Source organism: Paenarthrobacter sp. TAF1 (assembly GCF_052113825.1).
GTDB classification, from domain to species: Bacteria; Actinomycetota; Actinomycetes; order Actinomycetales; family Micrococcaceae; genus Arthrobacter; species Arthrobacter nicotinovorans.
In genome coordinates, this window is sequence record NZ_JBFRDO010000003.1 from 89,237 (window position 1) to 106,968 (window position 17,732).

The window sequence follows — 17,732 nt, forward strand, 5'->3', positions numbered from 1 at the left end:
CTTCGTGGAAGGCCTGGGCTACGCGGTTCCGAAGCGGACCGCGGCCCGGGCCTTTGCCTTGGCCGCTTCCTCGTCCCGGTTCTTGGCCGGCGCGTGGCTCACCAACGAGTCCAGAAGATGTTGCGTAATGTGTGCGATTTCGTGGACAGCCTCGGCAAAGGCTTCCTCGTTGGCCTTGGAGGGCTTGGTGGATCCGCTGATCTTTCGCACGTATTGGAGGGCAGCGGCCTCCACTTCCTCGCTGGTGGCATGCGGTTCGAAGTTATGCAGAGTCCTGATATTCCGGCACATAACCCCATGCTAACCATGGGCAGTGCTGCATGGGGAGGGGTGCCCATCGACGGGTTCGCAATTCCCGGGATAGGTTTTAGCTATTGGATCTTCCGGATGAGCCGGAGGCCGCTGGGGATGCCGAAGAGCTCGGGTCCGAACAAATGAAGGAGAATCTCATGGCTATTTGGGGTGCAGATGTTGATCAGCTTCGTCAGCTCGGTAACAAGCTGAAGGCAGGTGCCGAGCACATCGAGCAGCAGCGTTCACAGCTGAAGGGTGCACTCGACGGCACCGACTGGAAGGGTCCGGACGCTGACAAGTTCCGCGGCGAGTGGGACAGCCAGCACGCTTCCAACCTGAAGAAGGTTGCCGATGCTCTTCGCGAAGCCGGCGATCGCGCTCAGAAGAACGCTGAGCAGCAGCAGCAGGCTTCCAACTAAGACAGTTGGGAAAATGCCCGGACGCACAAGCGTCCGGGCATTTTTGTGTTCACAGCAGAACCCGCAGTTATCCGCGTTTGCCTTCAATGCACGGCACGGCGACCCGACACGGCCGCGTGGCCCTGCTTCAGTCCCGGGAAGCTCCGGCAACGGGCCCCGAAGGTACAGGTTCGACGTCGTTCGGGTGATCCAACGCGTGGGCGACAACGGCACGCCGGTCCCCGCGCAGTTCGTCCACACGGACCAGGACTACGCCGCCCACAATCAGGAGACCGCCCAGCAGTTGGATTGGGCCGGGGAGTTCGCCCAACAGGAGCCAAGCCCAGATCACTGCGAACAGCACTTCCGTCAGGGACACGAACGAGGCCACCTTCGATCCCAGGCTCCGGGCCGCCATGATTCCGGAAACGTACGCCAGGACCGTTGCCAGGATGATCAAGCCGACGACGGACACCCACCAGGGCACGGTCCAGGGTCCCAGCGTTGTGTCTGCGGTGCTGAACGTCATGGGAAGAAGCCCCAAAAGGCCCACCAGCCACATCACCAGTGCACCTACCAGCAGACCGCCTGAGGCGAGCACCAGTGGGGGGAGGGTGTCGTTTTCCTTTGCGGTGATGAAGAAGTAGATCACCAGGCACACGGCAGCCGCCATGCCCCACAGGACGCCAACGAAGTCCACCTTCACAGCGCCGGTCAGGTCAAGAACCAGCACCAGTCCACCCAGGGACAGCAGCGCGCCGGCAGCGGTGAGTGCGCGCGGTTTGCGTCGGCTGGAGATCCACAGCCACAGCACAATCATCACCGGGGCCAGGTATTCGAGCAGCAGTGCAACGCCCACGGACAGCCGGGCTACGGCGTTGAAGTAGAAAAGCTGGCAGCCGGCTACTCCGATGAGGCCGAACAGCAGGATGGTGAGCCAGTTTTCCTTGAGCTGATGCCAACGGTCCCGGAGAGCCATGACGGCGGGAATCGCCAGGATCAGCGCCGCTCCCGTGAGGCGCACGGTAACAGCGGCACCCGGGGACCAGCCGGTCTCCAACATCGACTTGGCGAAAGAGCCGGAGGTTCCGAAGACAGCTGAAGAGAAAAGGGCAATGCCGAGTCCCGATGCCAAGAAACTCTTTGCATCAGCCTTCGTCGTTGGAGCTGACACAGCAGCCTCCTGTCAGGAGTAAAGTGGGCTTATGGTCATGACAGTACTCCCGAAATATGTAAGGAGTCAAAGTGCTATTTGCGCCTGACACCGAAGTTGCCTTACGCAGCGTCGTCAACCTGATCAACACTGCCGCCAACGGTGAAGAACTGCTGGCCACCGTGGAGGAACTCAACTCGTTCCTGAACGCCGAGGAGTTCACTGGCTCGCGCGCCAATTCGGCCGACGAATTGACCAGCATCAAGCGCCTGCGCAGCGAACTCGCAGCACTTTGGACCTCCGACGAAGACACGGCAGCCAAGACCGTCAACAAGCTGCTCGCGGACGCAAAAGCCCTCCCACAGCTGGTCAAGCATGACCACTGGGACTGGCACCTGCACGCCACCACACCGGAAGCGCCCCTGGCTGACAGGATGGGCACCGAGGCCGCGATGGCCATCGTCGACGTGATCCGCAGCAGGGAAATGGACCGGATGCGCATTTGCGCCGCAGAGGATTGTGATGCCGTGGTGCTGGACCTCAGCCGCAACCGCTCCAAGCTTTACTGCGACACAGGCAACTGCGCCAACCGGGCCCACGTGGCGGCATACCGCGCACGGAAGGCCGCCGAAAGCGAATAACCCAGGCATAATTGCGGCATGGGGGAACAGCCGAATACAGGCGCTTACGACTTTCCGGCTGGACGGACGCCGATTCCGAATACCGCCTGGGTCCGGCCCCCCGATAAACCGGACATGGCCCCGATTGCCCAATTGGCCATCGCATACCCCTTCATGGCGACAATGTGGTTCGTATGCGTGATGGCAGCAAGTCCGGGGTATGAGTTCCTGGGAACTCTCCTCTTCCTGCTGATAGGGCCACCCTTCCTGATGGGCGTTGCAGTGGCCGTCGGACTGCCTTTGCGTCTCAACCGGCGGCTAAGCCGCTGGTGGCTGGGGAATGCCCCCATGTACATTCTTCTGGCGGTCGCCGGCGCGGCTCTCATCATTTCCGGGTCCAACACGCCCGAGCGCCACATAGGCGACATCGATGGTTACCACTTCGACGTCGTCACGAGCCATGGCGGAATGCTCATGGGCGGCTGCCTCATCATCAACTTCCTCGTCGTTAGTGCATCGTTCCCGCTCCGGTTCCGAAAACGACAACGCATTGGAAGGATGGCCAAGTGACCCACCCCTCCGCGGATCGCCCAGTCCCCACACTGCGCGATTTGCCACGTGAACGCTACGGAAGCCCAGGAATGACCAGGTTCGGCCAACTCGCCCTGGCCTTCGCCTTCCTGGCCCCATCGTGGATCATGTTGCAGGTGGCAACCATGGTGGACTACGACGGCATCGGAGTGATAATCGGCCTTGTACTGGGCGGCATTCTCGTGCCGGCAGCAACCATCTCCCTCGCAGTCATGGTGGGTCTGCCCCTGCGCCTCATTCCCCCGATCAACCGCTGGTGGGCGGGCAACGGTCGAATCTACGTACTCGTGGCCGCCGCTGGCCTGGCCCTTATTGCTTCCGGGTACCTGAAACCCACGCCTGAGACCTTGAGGCCCAACGGGATCGACTACATTCCTTCGGCACCGGACGGCGGCCTGCTCATGGGCGGCTGGTGCGTTCTCGCATTTCTTCTGGTGAACGCATCACTGCCGCTTCGCTGGCCCACTAACGCCAGCCCAGCCAAACCCACCAAAAAGCGCTCCCCCAACAACAGTGGGGAAGCGCTGGAAGGTTAGTGGCCGGCGTCGGGCGTTTCAGTCCCGCCGGCGGAGTCCGCAGCCGGCGACCCGCCGTGCGGACGCTTGGAACTCAGGTTGACCCCGGAACCCTTGCCGAGGTGGTCGGCGTTCTCCTTGTAGCTCATGGACAGCATGGCGGCCACAACGAGGCTCACAATGAACGCGATGCCTGCGCCGGTGAACGCGAGGTCGAACCGCGGAACACGCGCGCTGCCGCCGGAAGCGAAGATCAGCACGGCCACGAAGGCCAGCACGGCGAAGAAGGCGGAGAACATGAGGGGTCCCTTGACCGAAGTCCGCATCTTGCGCGGTTCTCCTGGTGTCTGGTCTGCCACGGTCATTCCTCCAATGATGGCGGTACATGCCCGCCGGTCTGCAAAAGTTCTACAACGAGTAGAACGTCCAACTACTAGTTTACGGCCTCCGGCGAGGCGCCGGGCGCAGAGGCCTGCGTCCTCGTACCGGTGCGGGCATCATGGCGCAGCGACAGACCGGAAAGCATCCACAAGACGCCCGAGAGAATGGCGCCCCCACCTGCAACCCCCAGGAGCGCGTGCGCACCCAGCGAAGTAAAGAATGGCAGCAGAATGCCCGTACCCACCGAAATAATGCCCGAGATGAGCCAGTCGCGGGCTACGGAATCGCGCTTCTTCAGGCCCTGCATGGACTCAAGAAGTCCAAGGACCAGCAGAGCCAGCATGGCGGAAAGAGCCACGCCTTGATCAGACTGCGTCACCAATGCGGCGAGGCCGCCCGCGGCTACCACCACTGCTACAGCTACTGGCAAAACGCGGGACATCCACACGGCCGCTGCCGTTCCTAGCAGATACAGGCCCACGGCCCACGCCAGGACCTCCACTGACGGCGAACTCCAGAAGATGGTCACCAAACCAAACAACACTGCGACCGTTGCGCGGATCAGGATGGGTTTCCAAAGTCCGGCCGGCGGGGCAGCAGGAGTCTGGGCAGGAGTCGATGGAAGAGTCACCCGTCCAGTTTAGTGCGAACCCAACACCATCCACCGATCGGTCCGCGCGCGCAGCCCCAACGTCACCGCACGGGCCAACATGTAACCCAGCGCAAACGCCGCCCACAGCCACAGAAGACCCGCCTCGCCGCCGGGCTTCAGCTGGTGAACCGCCACCAGCAGCGGCAAATAGACCGCAAGATTTACGACGCCGGCAATCGCCAGATAGCGCGCGTCGCCGGCGCCAATGAGGACACCGTCCAAGACGAAGACGTACCCGGCCAGCGGCTGACCGAGCGCGAGCACCCAGAGCGCAACCGTCAGTGCCGATCGAACGCCGGAATCGGACGTGAAGATGTATCCCACCCACGGAGCCGCCACTGCCAGCAGTATGCCGGTGATCACGCCAAAGCCCGTACCCCAGCGGATCATCGTGCGGGTCAGTTCACGGGCCCTGGCTGCGTTCCGGGCTCCGAGTTCCTTGCCGATCAGCGCCTGCGCCGCGATGGCCAATGCATCCAAGGCAAAGGCAAGGAAGGAGAAAATTGTCATGGCCAACTGATGCGCTGCCAGATTGACGGCGCCCTGGGCTGTTACCACCAGGACCGTGGCGAGGATGGCCAAGCGGAGACTCAGCGTGCGGAGCATAAGCCACGAGCCCACCTTGGTCATGGCCCGGATACCGTGCCAGTCGGGCCGGAGGGACACACCATGCTGCCGCGCATTACGGCCCACCATCACGAGGTAGACGGCGGCCATGGCCCACTGCGCAATGCTGGTACCGATCGCCGAACCCGTCACGGACATGTTCAACCCGTAGACCAGGAACACATTGAGGGCTATGTTGACCGCGAATCCGGCCGTCGCCACCACCAGCGGCGTCCGGGTGTCCTGTAAACCACGAAGGACACCGGTGCCGGCGAAAATCAGGAGCATTGCCGCCAGCCCGGGCATGGACCACCGGAGGTAGTCCACGGCGAATCCCTGCACATCGCCCGATGCACCCATGAAACCGACCAAGGGCTCGGCTGCTACGAAGCCCACCACAGCGAGCACCAGCCCCAGCAGCAGGGCCAGCCAGACGCCGTCGCGCCCTGCGGCCAGAGCCTTCCCCAACTTTCCGTCGCCGATCGCGCGGGCGACCGCCGGCGTCGTCGAATATGCCAGGAAGACCATGAGTCCCACCGCAGTGTGCAGGATGGTTGACGCCAGTCCGACGCCGGCCAGCTGGTCGACTCCTAAATGCCCCACGATCGCAGAGTCGGCCAGGAGGAACAGTGGCTCGGCAATCAGCGCACCGAACGCGGGGACGGCCAGGCGCAGGATTTCGCGCGTGTTGGAGCGGGCGGGGGCGATTGTGGTTTGAGGCACTAAACAAGCCTAGTCTGCTGGGGGACGGGTACATTTGGGCCGTGTCATATGAGCATCCCGTCACCGTTTCCGTAGCCCGCACCATTCTTCCGGGCTACACCCGCCAAGCCAACGCGTGGGCACATGCCGGGCAAGAACTTGCCCGCGAGTGGCCGGGTTACCTGGGATCTGGATGGGTGCGCAACGGAGTGGATTCCACCGAGTGGCACATGCTCTATCGTTTCGCCGACGCCGAATCGCTGCAGGCGTGGGAGGACTCCGAGGAGAGGCGCTGGTGGATCGACAGTGTCAGGGACATGATGGAGACCACCCGCGTGGAACGTCATACGGGGATTGAGGGTTGGTTCTCGCGGCCTGGCGATGTCTCGGTAGTCGTGCCCGAAACTGTGGTGCCACCGCGCTGGAAGCAGGCCATCAGCATCTTCCTCCCGTTCTTCCCGCTCAGCCTGCTGGCAAATTTCCTGCTGCACCCGTTGACGCAGGATTGGCCGCTGGTGTTTGCCGTTTTGCTGAACATCGTGATCCTGACGCCTCTGATGACGTACATTTTCCTGCCGATCACCACCCGGCTCCTGCAGCCCTGGCTTCAGGCGAAGCCTCGTAACTAGCTGGGAATTCGGTGACAGTGCGCCTTATTTAGTTGACACTTCAATAAATTGGCTGCAAGGGTTGAAGCATGAACAAGTCCAGCTTGACCACCACAGCCCTGACCATCCTGCGCGTCATTGCAGGATTTCTCTTCGCCGCGCACGGTTGGCAGAAGTTCAACGAATTCACCATCGCCGGAACCCAGGCTTCCTTCACCCAGATGGGCGTCCCGGGCGCATCCGTCGTGGCCCCCATCGTGGCAACACTGGAGCTCGTCGGCGGCATCGCACTGATCCTCGGCCTCCTGACCCGCGTCTTCGCAGCGCTCCTGGCCATCGACATGCTGGGGGCCCTCTTCCTGGTGCACGCTCCGGCCGGCATCTTTGTGGCCAACGGAGGGTACGAACTCGTACTGCTCTTCGCAGGTGCCGCGCTGGCCCTCGCACTGGCGGGCGCCGGCAGGATCTCGGCCGACGCCGCACTCTTCGGCCGCTCCGGCTCGAAGCTCCGCGCACTGGCCTAAGCGGCACCCCCCCTCGGACGCTCGCTCACATAACAACACTTTCACGCGGTCGCTCGCTCACTTTCTCAAGGAAAGTGAGCGAGCGTCGGCGTTTAAGGCGTGGGACGTGAGCGAGCGTCCGCGTTTAAGGCGTGGGACGTGAGCGAGCGTCGGCGCTTAAGGCATAGGACGTGAGGGAGCGTCCGATTTCCACGACGCGGGACCCAAGGATTGGACTAGCCCGTGACGCCGGTGAGCTCGTTCGGGGTCTGATCAAGCTTCACCGACTTCGCCACCTTGCCCGCCTTCAGGTCCACAGCGTGAAGTGACTGCGTCGCAGGTTCGGTGACGTACGCCGTCGAGCCCTGGACAAAAAGGGTGGGCCGCGGGTCCTGCCAGGTGGCCGACTCCTCCCATGCGGCAACCACAGGGATGGTTGAGGTGACGGCACCGGAGAGTGGGTCGATCACGCGCAGGCCGCCATCAGTTCCCAGAACCAGGGCTTCACCCGCCGGGCCGCGGCCCAGTGAGCGGAACGAGTAGCTGGTGCCGATGTCCACGAGCTGCATGGCTGCGGTTTCGGTGTTGACCAGCGAAATCCGGGTAGGACGTTCCGGCTTGGCGGCCTTGTCCACCTTGTAGTCGCCCAGGATCACCGGGGACTTTTCCGATCCCGCCTGATTGCCCAAGCGGCCGTAAGCATCAGGGCTCGCCACCTTGGTGATGGCCCCGTCCTTGTAGATCAACATGCCGTTTTCGCATCCGACCACTACTGCTTCTCCGGCAGCCACGGCCTCACCATGCACGCCCGGGCAGTCCTCGTTGCGGACGATTTCCTTACGGTCCTGCCCCTTGCCGGCGGAGAGTATCGCGATCCCGGACCTGCTTTCCTCATTGCCGAGGGTCACCAGCAGCTTGCCGTCCTCGAGTTCGACGGCGACTCCATGGTGCGCTTCAGGCGTTGTGTAAACGTCGGCGTCAGGCAATTTGCCGTCGTCCACAGCAGCCCCCAGCGCAGAGCTCTTGAAGCTCTCCACCTTGCCCGACCCGTCGCTGAACAGCACGGTTTTGCCGGCGTGCAGCACCACGTGACCGGCTTTATTCGCCTCGAACGCCAGATCGGTCAGCTTGGGATCGCTGACGTAGTGATGGCTGTGGTCGCCGTGCGGCTCGGTCCAGGCGCCGGCGTCGAAAAGGCGGAAGGCGTCACCGGTGGACACGAAAACATGCCTGCCGTCGCCTGCGGGATTCAGCCGGTTGAAGCCACCCAAGTCCGCACTCCCCACCTTCTCCAGGGAGGCGGCGTCCAGAACTCCCATGCCGCCGTCGTACGTGTAGACCAGGCGAGGGGTCGGGGCACCGGCTTCTTTGGGGCTGGGCGTTGCGGACGACGACGGCGAGGCGTCGGCTGTGCTGCCAGCGGAGTCGCCGGGAGTCGCGCAGCCAGTAAGAAGAAGGGCGGAAAGCCCGACGACGGCGACCGCGCCCGTGGGCAAGTGGCGTTTACGGCCGCGCACGGCAGGAAGGGTGGGGTGTGAGTGATGTGACATGAGTTAAATGATATTGATTCTCATTTAGAGAGCAAATCAATCCCAGATATCAACAAAATATTGACAACATGATGTTGATGAGGGATGCTCGCTCGCATGAACGCCTCCACCACACCCCAAGACGGGAAAGACGCGCAGTTGCAGACGGACGCGACACGGCTGCTCCTGGACCGGGGCGCCGCCGCACTGCCCCAGCGTCCCTGGCTCCACGAAAAACAGCCACCGACCGCCATGGACCTCATCCAGCACGTGCTGTGGCGTTTCCGGAGCCAGGAGGGTGATCCAGCCCCGGATTCCTCCGATCTCCGCGCGGCCCTCGCACTGATACCCGCCGCCCGAGGTGAGATGGACGCCGTCGAAACTGCACTCCTGTTTCTGGCCCGGGCGGAAGGGCTGACCTGGCCGCAGATCGCGGAGAGCCTTGGGCTCCGTTCCGCGCAGGCCGCGCAGCAGCGGCTGGACCGACTGTCCGACCGCCCAGGAACAGGTGCCGCCAAGTGACAAGGGCGGTAGTCCTGAACGGAACCGCAGCGAGCGCCGGCAGTGCCAGGGGGATGGCCAGCCTGATCCAGGGGCCCGATGATTTCGCCCGTTTCCGGACCGGAGACGTACTGGTTTGCCGCACCACTGATCCCGCATGGACGCCTCTGTTCGGGATGGCTTCGGCAGTGGTCACCGAAACAGGAGGAATGCTGTCCCATGCCGCGATCGTCGCGAGGGAATACGGCATTCCGGCCGTTCTGGGTGTGCACGCTGCGTTGGAGCTTGTGCCTGACGGCAGCGTTGTGACTGTTGACGGTTCGACCGGGACGGTCACCTTGGCGGGCATGCAATGAGCCTCCTCATCTTGCACGCCGTGCGCCTGTTGGGATTCGCTGACACAGAAGCCGTAGCGGCGCGCTTTGCCCAGGACCCAAGCGTGGTGGAGTCCGCCCTCATCGACGCCGGTGTGAACGGCTTTGTTTCGCGCAGCACCTTCGCCGGTACCAGCGGTTGGTTGCTCTCCGGGGCCGGCAGGGCGGAGAACGAACGGCTGCTCGCCGAGGAGCTGGATCTGGCAGGTGCACGATCCCGGGTCCTGGCGGTGCACGAGGACTTTACGGAGTTCAATGATGGAGTCGTCAACGCCTGCGGCACTCTTCAGCTGGGGATTTCCTCCAATCAGGAAGCCACGGATGTGCTGATTGGAGCCTTGGCGGCGTGGCGCCCCCTGGAAGCGCAGCTCATGCGAAGCCTTCCGCGGTTCGGCGGCTATTCGGACCGGCTCCTGCGGGCCCTCAAGTTCTCAACCGAGGACGCCTCCTGGCTGACGGGTACAGACCGCGACTCTTTCCACCGCGTCTGGTTCGAAATCCATGAGGACCTCATTGCCACCCTGGGCATCCAACGGGCGCAGTCTTAGTCACGTAACAGAAACATGGCACCAGTAAACTTCGAGCATGAGCGAAGACGCCGGCAACTCTGTGACCCTCCGCTTCCTGGCAGCCCCCACGGACGTTGGGCACAGCGGATCCGTTGATGCCGGGACCGTCCTTGAATGGGTGGACAAGGCGGCTTACGCAGCGGCGGTGGGATGGGCCAAGTCCTATTGCGTCACCGCCTATGTGGGCAACATCCACTTCACCGACCCCGTGAACAGCGGCGATATGGTTGAAGTGACCTCAACGATCGTTTACACCGGCCGGTCCTCCATGCACATCCACACCGTGGTCAGTTCCCGGGATCCCAAGGGCGGGCCGGAGACAATGCACAGCCAATGCATGGTGATTTTCGTAGCTGTGGGTCCGGACGGCAAGCCGATTCCCGTTCCCCAGTTTCAACCCTCAACGCCTGCCGAGATCGAGCAGCGGGACCACGCGCTGGCCCGCATCGAAGTCCGTGAGCAGATCGTCAATGCGATGAACGCCCAGGAATACACCGACGCCGGAACCGCCGAGCGCGTCACGCTGCGGTTCATGGCGTCCCCCACCGATGTGAACTGGGGCGGCAAAGTCCACGGTGGCATCGTGATGAAGTGGATCGATGAGGCTGCGTACGTTTGCGCGTCCCGTTACTGCGGCAAGGACACTGTGGCCGTTTTCTCCGGTGGTGTCCGTTTTTACCGGCCGCTTCTGATCGGCCATGTGGTGGAAGTCGAAGCCCGGCTGGTCTACACCGGCGCCAAGGGCATGCACATCGCGGTCCACGTCCGCTCGGGCGATCCCAAGACCCGGGAAATGAACCTCACCACGTACTGCCTGACGGTGATGGTGGCCCGCGACGAAACGGGGACGGCCGTGCCGATTCCCCAATGGGTCCCAGTATCCGAGGAGGACAAGAAACTGCATGCGCACGCGCGCGAACTTCTCGAAATCCGCGGCCGCGCCCCGGGAAACCGGCTGCCGGACCACCTGCTGAAAGCCGCGCAGAACTAGCCGCGCTCAGGAATGATCACCCTGGACTCAATACGCAGAAGTCGTTTCCTTCGGGGTCGGTCAGGCACTTCCAGGACACATCGCCTTGGCCGAGGTCGACATCGCGGGCACCCAGACTGTGGAGCCTGGCAACCTCAGCGGCTTGATCGTCGCCGGGATATGGCTTGAGATCCAGATGGATACGGTTGGGCAGGGCGTCCGGTTCGGGGGTACGAAGAAGCTCAAGGTAGGGACCAACCCCCTTGGACGAGCGCAACCTCGCATGCTCATCAGTCACCTCATGCACGGTCCAGTCCGTTGCCCGGCCCCAGAAGTCGGCCATGGCCCGGGGATCTTCGCAGTTGACCACCACGGTGGCTATGGGGCCGGTGTCCTGATAGATCGGACGAGGTTCGAGTACGCAGAACAAGTTGCCCTCAGGATCAGCCATCACCACCCACGGCACCTCTCCCTGGCCAATATCCGCAGGCGAAGCACCAAGCTCCTTGAGCCGCTGGACGAGTTCCCTCTGATGATCAGCGGACGTGGTGGCAAGGTCCAGATGGACACGGTACTTCACTGACTCGGGGTCCGGAACACTGACCACGTCCACGCATACAGCCGCAGGGTCCGGCCACGTAAAATCAAGGGGTTCCACGTTGGTGACCCCCGGTCCTTCGCTGGAAACACCCCAGCCGAGAGCATCCGCCCAAAACTGCCCGAGGGCTGAGTCGTCCCCGGCCTTGAAATTCACTTGAACCAGTCGCAGTGCCATGGTTCACAATGCTATGCCCGGCTGGAGCCCGGCAACCTGCCCGATAGCCAACACGGCCCGGTTATTTGCCTAACCCACCAGATTCTCCGCCGCACCATTCATGTGTTCAATGATCGTTTCCCGTGCCTTGGCGGCATTTCCGGTCTCAATGGCGGCAACAATGTCGTGGTGCCGGCCGACGCTCATGTTTCGGGTTGCGCGTTCCAGCCCGGCGAACATGATGGACATCCGGATGGAGCCTTCCAGGGATTCCCAGGAGTGCAGCAGTGTCTCGTTTCCGGACAAGCGGCAGAGGGTGCGGTGGAACTCGAGGTCGGATTCGATCCGTTCCTCCAATGAGGATTTCGCGGCCTTCTCCATATTGTCGACGGCGGCACGTAACTCTGCGAGCGCACCCTCCTTATCGGGCATGTCGCTGAGCGTCCGGGCGGCCAAGGATTCCAGCACACCCCGGACCGCGAAGATGTCACGGATTTCCTTGACGTCCAGGTGCCTGACGGACATCCGGCCGCGTGGTCCGGCGGAGATGAGACCTTCCTGTTCCAGTTGCCGCAGCGCTTCGCGGAGGGTACCGCGGCTGATCTGCAGCATTTCGGACAGTTCGGTTTCCACAAGGTGCCGTCCGGGCTCAAGCTCGCCACTGGTGATCGCGGTCCGCAGGGCTGCGAGCGCCTGTTCGCGGAGGCTCTTCTTCTCCAGTCCCAGCAGGGAGGCTGTGGCGGCCATGGTGTGTCCTCGGTTCTATGGGCAACTGCTGACAGTCAGGTGTTAACTGTCGATACTACGGGCAGAAGTGCGGGACGGGCAGTCATATCCGTCCCGCACTCCCGGGAAACTCAGCCGAGTTCGGACAGGACCTTGGCCACGATCCGGTCCACGGACAGACCGTAACGTTCGTGCAGTGTGGGCAGCGCACCGGCGTCGAGGAATTGGTCGGGCAGGGCGATGGGAACCACGCGCTTGCCGAGCCCGGCGGTGACGACGGCGGAGGCAACGGTTTCGAACAAACCGCCAACAACCGTGTGGTTCTCCAGGGTGACGGCCAGCCGGTCCGTGTTCAGCTCAGCCAGCACGGTGGCGGAATCGAAGGGCTTGATGGTGGGCGTGTGCACTACGGCCACGTCCACGTTGTGCTTCGCCAACGCGTCCGCCGCCTGCAGGGCACGCATGGTCATCAGACCGGAAGACACGAAGACGACGTCGTTCCCGCCGCGCAAAACCTTGGCTTTACCGAGCTCAAACTTATAGTCGTACTCGTCCAGGACGGTGGGCACATTGCCGCGCAGGAGCCGCAGGTAGGTGGGCCCGTCCGAGGCAGCGAGCTGCGGAACGGCCTGTTCGATGTCAACGGAGTCGCAGGGGTCCACGATGGTCAGGTTGGGCATGCCGCGGAAGATCGCCATGTCCTCCGTGGCCTGGTGGCTGGGTCCGTAGCCGGTGGTCAGGCCGGGGAGGCCGCCCACAATGTTTACGTTCAGGTTTGGTTCCGCGATGTCCAGGCACAGGAAGTCATATGCACGCCGGGCAGCGAACACCGAGTAGGTGGATGCGAACGGGACCAGTCCCGTTTCGGCCATGCCCGCGGCTGCGCCGAAGAGGAGCTGCTCAGCCATGCCCATCTGGAAGAAGCGCTCAGGAAACGCCTTGGCGAAAATGTGCATGTCCGTGTACTTGCCCAGGTCAGCGGTGAGCCCGACAATCCGGGAGTCCGCCTCAGCGGCCTTAACCAGCGCGTGCCCGAACGGAGCTGACGTGGTCTTCTGGCCGGGATCAGCGAAGGACGCGATCATCGCCGAGGTCTTGAGCTTCGGCTTTGCTGTTGTGGTGGTGCTCATGCTGAAGCCGCCCCTTCGTATCCTGCAGTCAATTGATCGCGGCAGATCTGCCATTCGTTTTCTTCAATGCGCATGAAGTGCGCCTTCTCGCGGGTCTCCAGCAGTGGAACGCCGCGGCCAACTTTGGTGTCGCAGAGAATCACCGACGGCTGTCCGGATGCAGAGGATCCCGCAGCCGCCCTGCGGGTGGCGATGTTGTCGAACGCGGCCAGCAGCGCGCCGACGTCGTTCCCGTCCACCCGTTGGGTGTACCAGCCGAACGATTCCCACTTTTCGGTGACCGGTTCGGTGCGGAGCACCGTGTTGGTGGCACCGTCGGCCTGGAGCGCATTGATGTCCACCATGGCGATGAGGTTGCCAAGTTGGTGGTGGTGGGCGCCCATGGCGGCCTCCCAGGTGGAACCTTCGTCGAGTTCGCCGTCGGAGAGGAAGTTGATGACACGGTTGGTCGAGTTCTGCGCCCGCAGGCCCAGCGCCATGCCGACCGCGATCGTGAGTCCGTGTCCGAGCGAACCGCCGGAGATTTCCATGCCCGGCGTGTAGGTGGACATGCCGGACATAGGTAGCCGGGAATCGTCCGAGCCGTAGGTTTCGAGTTCGGACACCGGGACAATTCCGGCCTCGGCCAGGGCGGCGTAGTGGCCGATTGCGTAGTGCCCGGTGGAGAGCAGGAACCGGTCCCGGTCTGCCCAATGGGGGTCCTCGGCGCGGTAGTTGAGCTGGTCTGCGTAGACAGCGGCAAACATGTCTGCCGCACCGAGCGCCTGGCCCACATAACCCTGGCCTTGGACCTCGCCCATGTTGAGTGCGTGGTGTCGGATACGGAATGCGGCGGCGCGGATGCGCTCTATGCGCTCCGGCGTGGGGGCGGAAACGGCGGCCGTTTCGACGGATGAGATAGTCACTGGATTCCTTCCGGAGTCGGGCGCGTACCAATGGAGAGAACGCGCCCGACGTCGATGGTTGCTTAGGCGTTTACCGTCTGGGGAGTTTTGCTGGCGGCTTCTTCGGCGAGCTGACGCTCACGCTTGCCCCAGGTTTCCTTGGTGATCAGGGCTGCCCAGAGACCGATGGCTCCATAGACGCTGAAGAGAAGCGCCGGCCCCATCCAGCCCATGCTGACGAACAGCAGGGTGGTGATGAAGGGGGTGAACCCGGAGACCATGGCCGAGATCTGGTAGGACAGCGACGCCCCGGAGGAGCGGGTCTTGGCCTGGAACAACTCGGGGAACCATGCACCCTGGGCGCCGGCGAGGGAGTTCTGGCAAACCGCGTAGGCCACCACGATAGTGGCGATGATCAGGAAGAACAGGCCAGTGTTGACCAGCATGAACATGGGGATACCGAACACCACTGCGAAGGCCGTGGACCACACGTAGACGGGGCGGCGGCCAACCTTGTCTGTCAGTTTGCCCCAGAAGTACGTGGCGAAAATTCCGATTCCTGCGGCGACACAGAGCGCCACCAGGGTTTCGGTCTTGTCAGCCAGCTTGTTGGTGTGCAGGTAGGAAATCATGTAGGTCACCGACACGGCGTAGCCGGCTGTCTCAGCGATGCGGAGGCCGATGCCCCGCACGATGTTGCGCCAATCGGTCTTGATGACCTCGACAATGGGGGACTTCACGATGTCGCCCGACTTCTTGACGTCTTCGAAGACCGGGGACTCGGGAACTTTTGAACGGATGATGAGACCGACGGCAACCAGCACGATGCTGGCCAGGAACGGTACACGCCATGCCCACTCGGATCCCAGGCCCACGCTGCTCAGGAACACCAGGTTGGCGAGGAGCAGGCCGACGGGGAAGCCGGCCTGCACGATTCCCGTGAACTGGCCCTTCTTCCGCCAGGGTGCGTGCTCGTAGCTCATCAGGATGGCGCCGCCCCATTCAGCGCCGAAGGCCAGGCCTTGGATGACGCGGACGAGGACCAGGAGAGCCGGAGCCAGCAGGCCAACCTGCTGGTAGGTGGGCAGGAGGCCGATCGCGAACGTCGCCAGACCCATAAGGATGAGGGAGGCCACCAGCACCGGCTTGCGGCCGAGCTTGTCGCCGAGATGGCCGCCGATGATGCCACCCAGTGGACGGGCAGCGAAGCCGACGCCGAGGGTCGCGAAGGAGGCCAGGGTGCCGGTTACCGGGTCAGCGCCCGGGAAGAACGCCGTACCGAAGTACAGTGCTGCGGCTGTGCCGAAACCGATGAAGTCGTAGGTTTCGATGACTGCGCCAACGCCGGAACCGACGGCGACGCGCTTTGCTTCCTTGGTTCCATGAACCGGACCACGCATGGTCAGAGCTTCATTGCTCATGTGTGTCTTTCCCTTTCAAGAGTGCGGTGCGTCTTCGGCAACCCCACTGTCGACAGTCAACATAATACGTCAACTGTGACCGACACCACCAGCAATGTCAACAGTCAACTTAGGAGGTTGACTGTTGACAGTCAACCTAGCTAACGTGGTCTCCATCACTAAGGCCCCTCTCCGTCGAGGGGCTCGACACGAGGATCAAACGACGATGTTTCATCAACGACTTGGCTGTTCATCGATCAGCTTCCGCCACCAGGACCTGGCCACAGCCCTGCACACCATGCGTGGCCTCGGCTTCGAGGAAATCGACCTCGGCGCGCTCCCCGGCGTCTGTGACCATGTGCCTTACGTACTGGACGCCGAGGCAGTGGAGGCGGTTGCCGCCGTCGTCAACAGCTCGGGACTGCGCGTCCGCTCGGTCAACGGCGACGTCGGCGACCTGAACGCAACGCTCGACGCCGGCACCCGGGAAGCGCGCGAACGTCACCTCGGGATGCTGCTCACCCTGGCGGCCAAGACGGGCGCGAAAGCCCTTGTCCTGCCGTGCGGTGCGATCGACCACGATCCTTTGCGGGGCCTGGAAGAAGACATCGACGCTGTCGCAGCTCAACTTATTCACGCCTCTGCCCGTGCCAAGGAGTTCGGCGTCGAGCTGTGGACCGAATCCCTGCACTACTACCGGCTGTGCTGGAACACCGAACGCGCGCAGCTGCTCGCCGACCGCCTTGCCGGTTCCGACGTCGGGATCGTCATGGACTTCAGCCACATCGTCGCGTCCGGAGGCGACCCCGCGGATTTCGTGGATCGCTTCTCCGCACGGATAAAGCACGTCCACCTGCGTGACGCGGTTCCAGCGACCGCAAACGAGCCCGGGAACATCAACCTCAGCATCGGCAACGGACAAGCAGACTTCGCTGCCGGCCTTTCCGCCTTACGGGACGTTGGCTATACCGGCCACTTCTCCCTGGAACTCGAAACCCGGGACGTCACCCACGACGAACGCCCCGCGGCTGCAGCCAAAGCGGCCAGCTACATCTCAGACCTCATCTAAACCGCGTTACCTCATATTCAAGGAGCACCATGACCACCATCCAGCGCACCGCCGTCCTCACCGGGGCTACCTCCGACCGCGGCATCGGCCTCACCACCGCCCGCCGTTATGCCCACCAGGGCTGGGGCATTGTGATCCTGGACCTCGACGGCGAGAAGTCCGCCAAGGTTGCCGCCGAGATCGCCAATGAATTCAACGTTCCCGCCTTCGGCCACGAAATCGACGTTGCCAATGAGGCTTCAGTCACCGCGGCGCAGGCCGCCGTCGCTGCAGAAGTCACCGCCGGAAACCTCCCGCCCGTCGGAGCCCTGGCGAACATCGCCGGCATCACCTCACCCGTCCCGTTCCTGGAGACCACCCTCGAGCTTTGGCACAAGGTCATGGACGTCAACGCCACCGGCACCTACCTGGTCACCAAGGCGTTCCTGCCGGACATGATCGCCAACGGTTGGGGCCGCATCGTCAACATGTCCTCGGTCTCCGCACAGCGCGGCGGCGGCGTCTTTGGCAAGGTTCCCTACTCCGCAGCCAAGGCCGCCATCCTCGGCTTCACCAAGGCACTCGCCCGCGAAATCGGCGACACCGGAGTGACCGTCAATGCCATCACCCCCGGCGCTGTGGACACCAACATCCGGGTCGGCAGCACCGAAGAGCAGGAAGCCGCCATCAACGCAGGGATCCCCTTGGGCCGCAACGCCACCACGGAGGAAGTCGCCGCTGTGATCACGTTCCTCTCCTCCGAGGACTCCGCGTACCTCACCGGCACCACCATCGACATCAACGGCGGCAGCCACATCCACTGA

At 63.1% G+C, this 17,732-nt stretch carries 23 protein-coding genes; 12 read left to right on the forward strand and 11 right to left on the reverse strand.

The window, feature by feature from the left end; translation table 11 throughout:
- Positions 1 to 18: 18 nt before the first annotated feature.
- Positions 19 to 291 (reverse strand): DUF2277 domain-containing protein, encoded by a 273-nt coding sequence (locus AB4Y81_RS04910; protein ID WP_018779396.1) that lies wholly within the window; start codon positions 289 to 291, stop codon positions 19 to 21.
- A 158-nt stretch (positions 292 to 449) separates the two neighbouring features.
- Between AB4Y81_RS04910 and AB4Y81_RS04915 the strand changes: the two genes are divergently transcribed.
- Positions 450 to 713, forward strand: coding sequence for a WXG100 family type VII secretion target (locus tag AB4Y81_RS04915; RefSeq protein ID WP_018779397.1), 264 nt, complete (start codon positions 450 to 452; stop codon positions 711 to 713).
- Between the two features lie 127 nt (positions 714 to 840).
- On the opposite strand, the gene AB4Y81_RS04920 is transcribed toward AB4Y81_RS04915, so the two are convergent.
- Complete coding sequence (locus tag AB4Y81_RS04920) at positions 841 to 1,866, reverse strand: EamA family transporter (protein ID WP_434327761.1); 1,026 nt, start codon at positions 1,864 to 1,866, stop codon at positions 841 to 843.
- A 71-nt stretch (positions 1,867 to 1,937) separates the two neighbouring features.
- Between AB4Y81_RS04920 and AB4Y81_RS04925 the strand changes: the two genes are divergently transcribed.
- From AB4Y81_RS04925 to AB4Y81_RS04935, 3 genes are all read left to right on the forward strand, one after another.
- Positions 1,938 to 2,486 (forward strand): CGNR zinc finger domain-containing protein, encoded by a 549-nt coding sequence (locus tag AB4Y81_RS04925; RefSeq protein WP_018779399.1) that lies wholly within the window; start codon positions 1,938 to 1,940, stop codon positions 2,484 to 2,486.
- Positions 2,487 to 2,600: 114 nt separating this feature from the next.
- Complete coding sequence (locus tag AB4Y81_RS04930) at positions 2,601 to 3,035, forward strand: hypothetical protein (protein WP_441995453.1); 435 nt, start codon at positions 2,601 to 2,603, stop codon at positions 3,033 to 3,035.
- Between the two features lie 71 nt (positions 3,036 to 3,106).
- Entirely contained in the window at positions 3,107 to 3,592 is a 486-nt protein-coding gene (locus tag AB4Y81_RS04935; protein ID WP_431229886.1) for a hypothetical protein, read from the forward strand.
- Here the strand turns inward: AB4Y81_RS04935 and AB4Y81_RS04940 are convergent.
- The 3 genes from AB4Y81_RS04940 to AB4Y81_RS04950 all read right to left on the reverse strand — a co-directional run bounded on the left by AB4Y81_RS04940 (position 3,589) and on the right by AB4Y81_RS04950 (position 5,933).
- Entirely contained in the window at positions 3,589 to 3,936 is a 348-nt protein-coding gene (locus tag AB4Y81_RS04940; RefSeq protein WP_275777013.1) for a hypothetical protein, read from the reverse strand. The two genes, AB4Y81_RS04935 and AB4Y81_RS04940, sit on opposite strands and share 4 nt — an antisense overlap.
- Before the next feature lie 68 nt (positions 3,937 to 4,004).
- A complete protein-coding gene (locus AB4Y81_RS04945) occupies positions 4,005 to 4,583 on the reverse strand; it encodes a hypothetical protein (RefSeq protein ID WP_441995454.1) in 579 nt (192 codons plus the stop codon).
- 9 nt (positions 4,584 to 4,592) lie between these two features.
- Positions 4,593 to 5,933, reverse strand: a complete 1,341-nt coding sequence (locus tag AB4Y81_RS04950) for an MATE family efflux transporter (protein ID WP_441995455.1) — start codon at positions 5,931 to 5,933, stop codon at positions 4,593 to 4,595.
- A 41-nt stretch (positions 5,934 to 5,974) separates the two neighbouring features.
- Between AB4Y81_RS04950 and AB4Y81_RS04955 the strand changes: the two genes are divergently transcribed.
- Both AB4Y81_RS04955 and AB4Y81_RS04960 read left to right on the forward strand, forming a co-directional pair.
- Positions 5,975 to 6,541, forward strand: a complete 567-nt coding sequence (locus tag AB4Y81_RS04955; RefSeq protein ID WP_441995456.1) for an antibiotic biosynthesis monooxygenase — start codon at positions 5,975 to 5,977, stop codon at positions 6,539 to 6,541.
- 68 nt (positions 6,542 to 6,609) lie between these two features.
- Positions 6,610 to 7,044, forward strand: coding sequence for a DoxX family protein (locus AB4Y81_RS04960; RefSeq protein WP_018779406.1), 435 nt, complete (start codon positions 6,610 to 6,612; stop codon positions 7,042 to 7,044).
- Between the two features lie 215 nt (positions 7,045 to 7,259).
- On the opposite strand, the gene aztD is transcribed toward AB4Y81_RS04960, so the two are convergent.
- Entirely contained in the window at positions 7,260 to 8,573 is a 1,314-nt protein-coding gene (gene aztD / locus AB4Y81_RS04965) for a zinc metallochaperone AztD (protein ID WP_441995457.1), read from the reverse strand.
- A 96-nt stretch (positions 8,574 to 8,669) separates the two neighbouring features.
- On the opposite strand from aztD, the gene AB4Y81_RS04970 reads away from it, so the two are divergent.
- The 4 genes from AB4Y81_RS04970 to AB4Y81_RS04985 are packed head-to-tail and all read left to right on the forward strand — an operon-like array spanning position 8,670 to position 10,987.
- Positions 8,670 to 9,074, forward strand: coding sequence for a hypothetical protein (locus AB4Y81_RS04970; protein WP_039243523.1), 405 nt, complete (start codon positions 8,670 to 8,672; stop codon positions 9,072 to 9,074).
- Positions 9,071 to 9,409: a PEP-utilizing enzyme gene (locus tag AB4Y81_RS04975; RefSeq protein ID WP_039243477.1), complete on the forward strand. Its 339-nt coding sequence runs from the start codon at positions 9,071 to 9,073 to the stop codon at positions 9,407 to 9,409. The genes AB4Y81_RS04970 and AB4Y81_RS04975 overlap by 4 nt, the downstream gene beginning before the upstream one ends.
- A complete protein-coding gene (locus AB4Y81_RS04980; protein WP_039243478.1) occupies positions 9,406 to 9,975 on the forward strand; it encodes a hypothetical protein in 570 nt (189 codons plus the stop codon). Before AB4Y81_RS04975 ends, AB4Y81_RS04980 begins: the two co-directional genes overlap by 4 nt.
- A gap of 37 nt (positions 9,976 to 10,012) precedes the next feature.
- A complete protein-coding gene (locus AB4Y81_RS04985) occupies positions 10,013 to 10,987 on the forward strand; it encodes an acyl-CoA thioesterase (RefSeq protein ID WP_039243479.1) in 975 nt (324 codons plus the stop codon).
- 16 nt (positions 10,988 to 11,003) lie between these two features.
- On the opposite strand, the gene AB4Y81_RS04990 is transcribed toward AB4Y81_RS04985, so the two are convergent.
- From AB4Y81_RS04990 to AB4Y81_RS05010, 5 genes are all read right to left on the reverse strand, one after another.
- Positions 11,004 to 11,741 (reverse strand): VOC family protein, encoded by a 738-nt coding sequence (locus AB4Y81_RS04990; protein WP_079582269.1) that lies wholly within the window; start codon positions 11,739 to 11,741, stop codon positions 11,004 to 11,006.
- A 69-nt stretch (positions 11,742 to 11,810) separates the two neighbouring features.
- Complete coding sequence (locus tag AB4Y81_RS04995) at positions 11,811 to 12,467, reverse strand: GntR family transcriptional regulator (protein WP_018779413.1); 657 nt, start codon at positions 12,465 to 12,467, stop codon at positions 11,811 to 11,813.
- A gap of 110 nt (positions 12,468 to 12,577) precedes the next feature.
- Positions 12,578 to 13,576 (reverse strand): transketolase family protein, encoded by a 999-nt coding sequence (locus AB4Y81_RS05000; RefSeq protein WP_018779414.1) that lies wholly within the window; start codon positions 13,574 to 13,576, stop codon positions 12,578 to 12,580.
- Complete coding sequence (locus AB4Y81_RS05005) at positions 13,573 to 14,481, reverse strand: transketolase (RefSeq protein WP_039243483.1); 909 nt, start codon at positions 14,479 to 14,481, stop codon at positions 13,573 to 13,575. Before AB4Y81_RS05005 ends, AB4Y81_RS05000 begins: the two co-directional genes overlap by 4 nt.
- 62 nt (positions 14,482 to 14,543) lie before the next feature.
- Positions 14,544 to 15,881: an MFS transporter gene (locus AB4Y81_RS05010; protein WP_018779416.1), complete on the reverse strand. Its 1,338-nt coding sequence runs from the start codon at positions 15,879 to 15,881 to the stop codon at positions 14,544 to 14,546.
- Positions 15,882 to 16,086: 205 nt separating this feature from the next.
- Here AB4Y81_RS05010 and AB4Y81_RS05015 point away from each other — a divergent pair, with 205 nt between their 5' ends.
- A complete protein-coding gene (locus tag AB4Y81_RS05015) occupies positions 16,087 to 16,929 on the forward strand; it encodes a sugar phosphate isomerase/epimerase family protein (protein WP_189076603.1) in 843 nt (280 codons plus the stop codon).
- Positions 16,930 to 16,958: 29 nt separating this feature from the next.
- Positions 16,959 to 17,732, forward strand: a complete 774-nt coding sequence (locus AB4Y81_RS05020) for an SDR family NAD(P)-dependent oxidoreductase (protein WP_441995458.1) — start codon at positions 16,959 to 16,961, stop codon at positions 17,730 to 17,732.

Coding starts and splice junctions, on each gene's coding strand:
- AB4Y81_RS04990 (WP_079582269.1), bottom strand. CDS start 11,741: ATGGCACTGCGACTGGTTCAAGTGAATTTCAAGGCCGGGGACGACTCA.
- AB4Y81_RS05020 (WP_441995458.1), top strand. CDS start 16,959: ATGACCACCATCCAGCGCACCGCCGTCCTCACCGGGGCTACCTCCGAC.
- AB4Y81_RS04915 (WP_018779397.1), top strand. CDS start 450: ATGGCTATTTGGGGTGCAGATGTTGATCAGCTTCGTCAGCTCGGTAAC.
- AB4Y81_RS04980 (WP_039243478.1), top strand. CDS start 9,406: ATGAGCCTCCTCATCTTGCACGCCGTGCGCCTGTTGGGATTCGCTGAC.
- AB4Y81_RS05010 (WP_018779416.1), bottom strand. CDS start 15,881: ATGAGCAATGAAGCTCTGACCATGCGTGGTCCGGTTCATGGAACCAAG.
- aztD (WP_441995457.1), bottom strand. CDS start 8,573: ATGTCACATCACTCACACCCCACCCTTCCTGCCGTGCGCGGCCGTAAA.
- AB4Y81_RS04970 (WP_039243523.1), top strand. CDS start 8,670: ATGAACGCCTCCACCACACCCCAAGACGGGAAAGACGCGCAGTTGCAG.
- AB4Y81_RS04935 (WP_431229886.1), top strand. CDS start 3,107: ATGACCAGGTTCGGCCAACTCGCCCTGGCCTTCGCCTTCCTGGCCCCA.
- AB4Y81_RS05000 (WP_018779414.1), bottom strand. CDS start 13,576: ATGAGCACCACCACAACAGCAAAGCCGAAGCTCAAGACCTCGGCGATG.
- AB4Y81_RS04995 (WP_018779413.1), bottom strand. CDS start 12,467: ATGGCCGCCACAGCCTCCCTGCTGGGACTGGAGAAGAAGAGCCTCCGC.
- AB4Y81_RS04985 (WP_039243479.1), top strand. CDS start 10,013: ATGAGCGAAGACGCCGGCAACTCTGTGACCCTCCGCTTCCTGGCAGCC.
- AB4Y81_RS04930 (WP_441995453.1), top strand. CDS start 2,601: ATGGCCCCGATTGCCCAATTGGCCATCGCATACCCCTTCATGGCGACA.
- AB4Y81_RS04940 (WP_275777013.1), bottom strand. CDS start 3,936: ATGACCGTGGCAGACCAGACACCAGGAGAACCGCGCAAGATGCGGACT.
- AB4Y81_RS04960 (WP_018779406.1), top strand. CDS start 6,610: ATGAACAAGTCCAGCTTGACCACCACAGCCCTGACCATCCTGCGCGTC.
- AB4Y81_RS05015 (WP_189076603.1), top strand. CDS start 16,087: ATGTTTCATCAACGACTTGGCTGTTCATCGATCAGCTTCCGCCACCAG.
- AB4Y81_RS04910 (WP_018779396.1), bottom strand. CDS start 291: ATGTGCCGGAATATCAGGACTCTGCATAACTTCGAACCGCATGCCACC.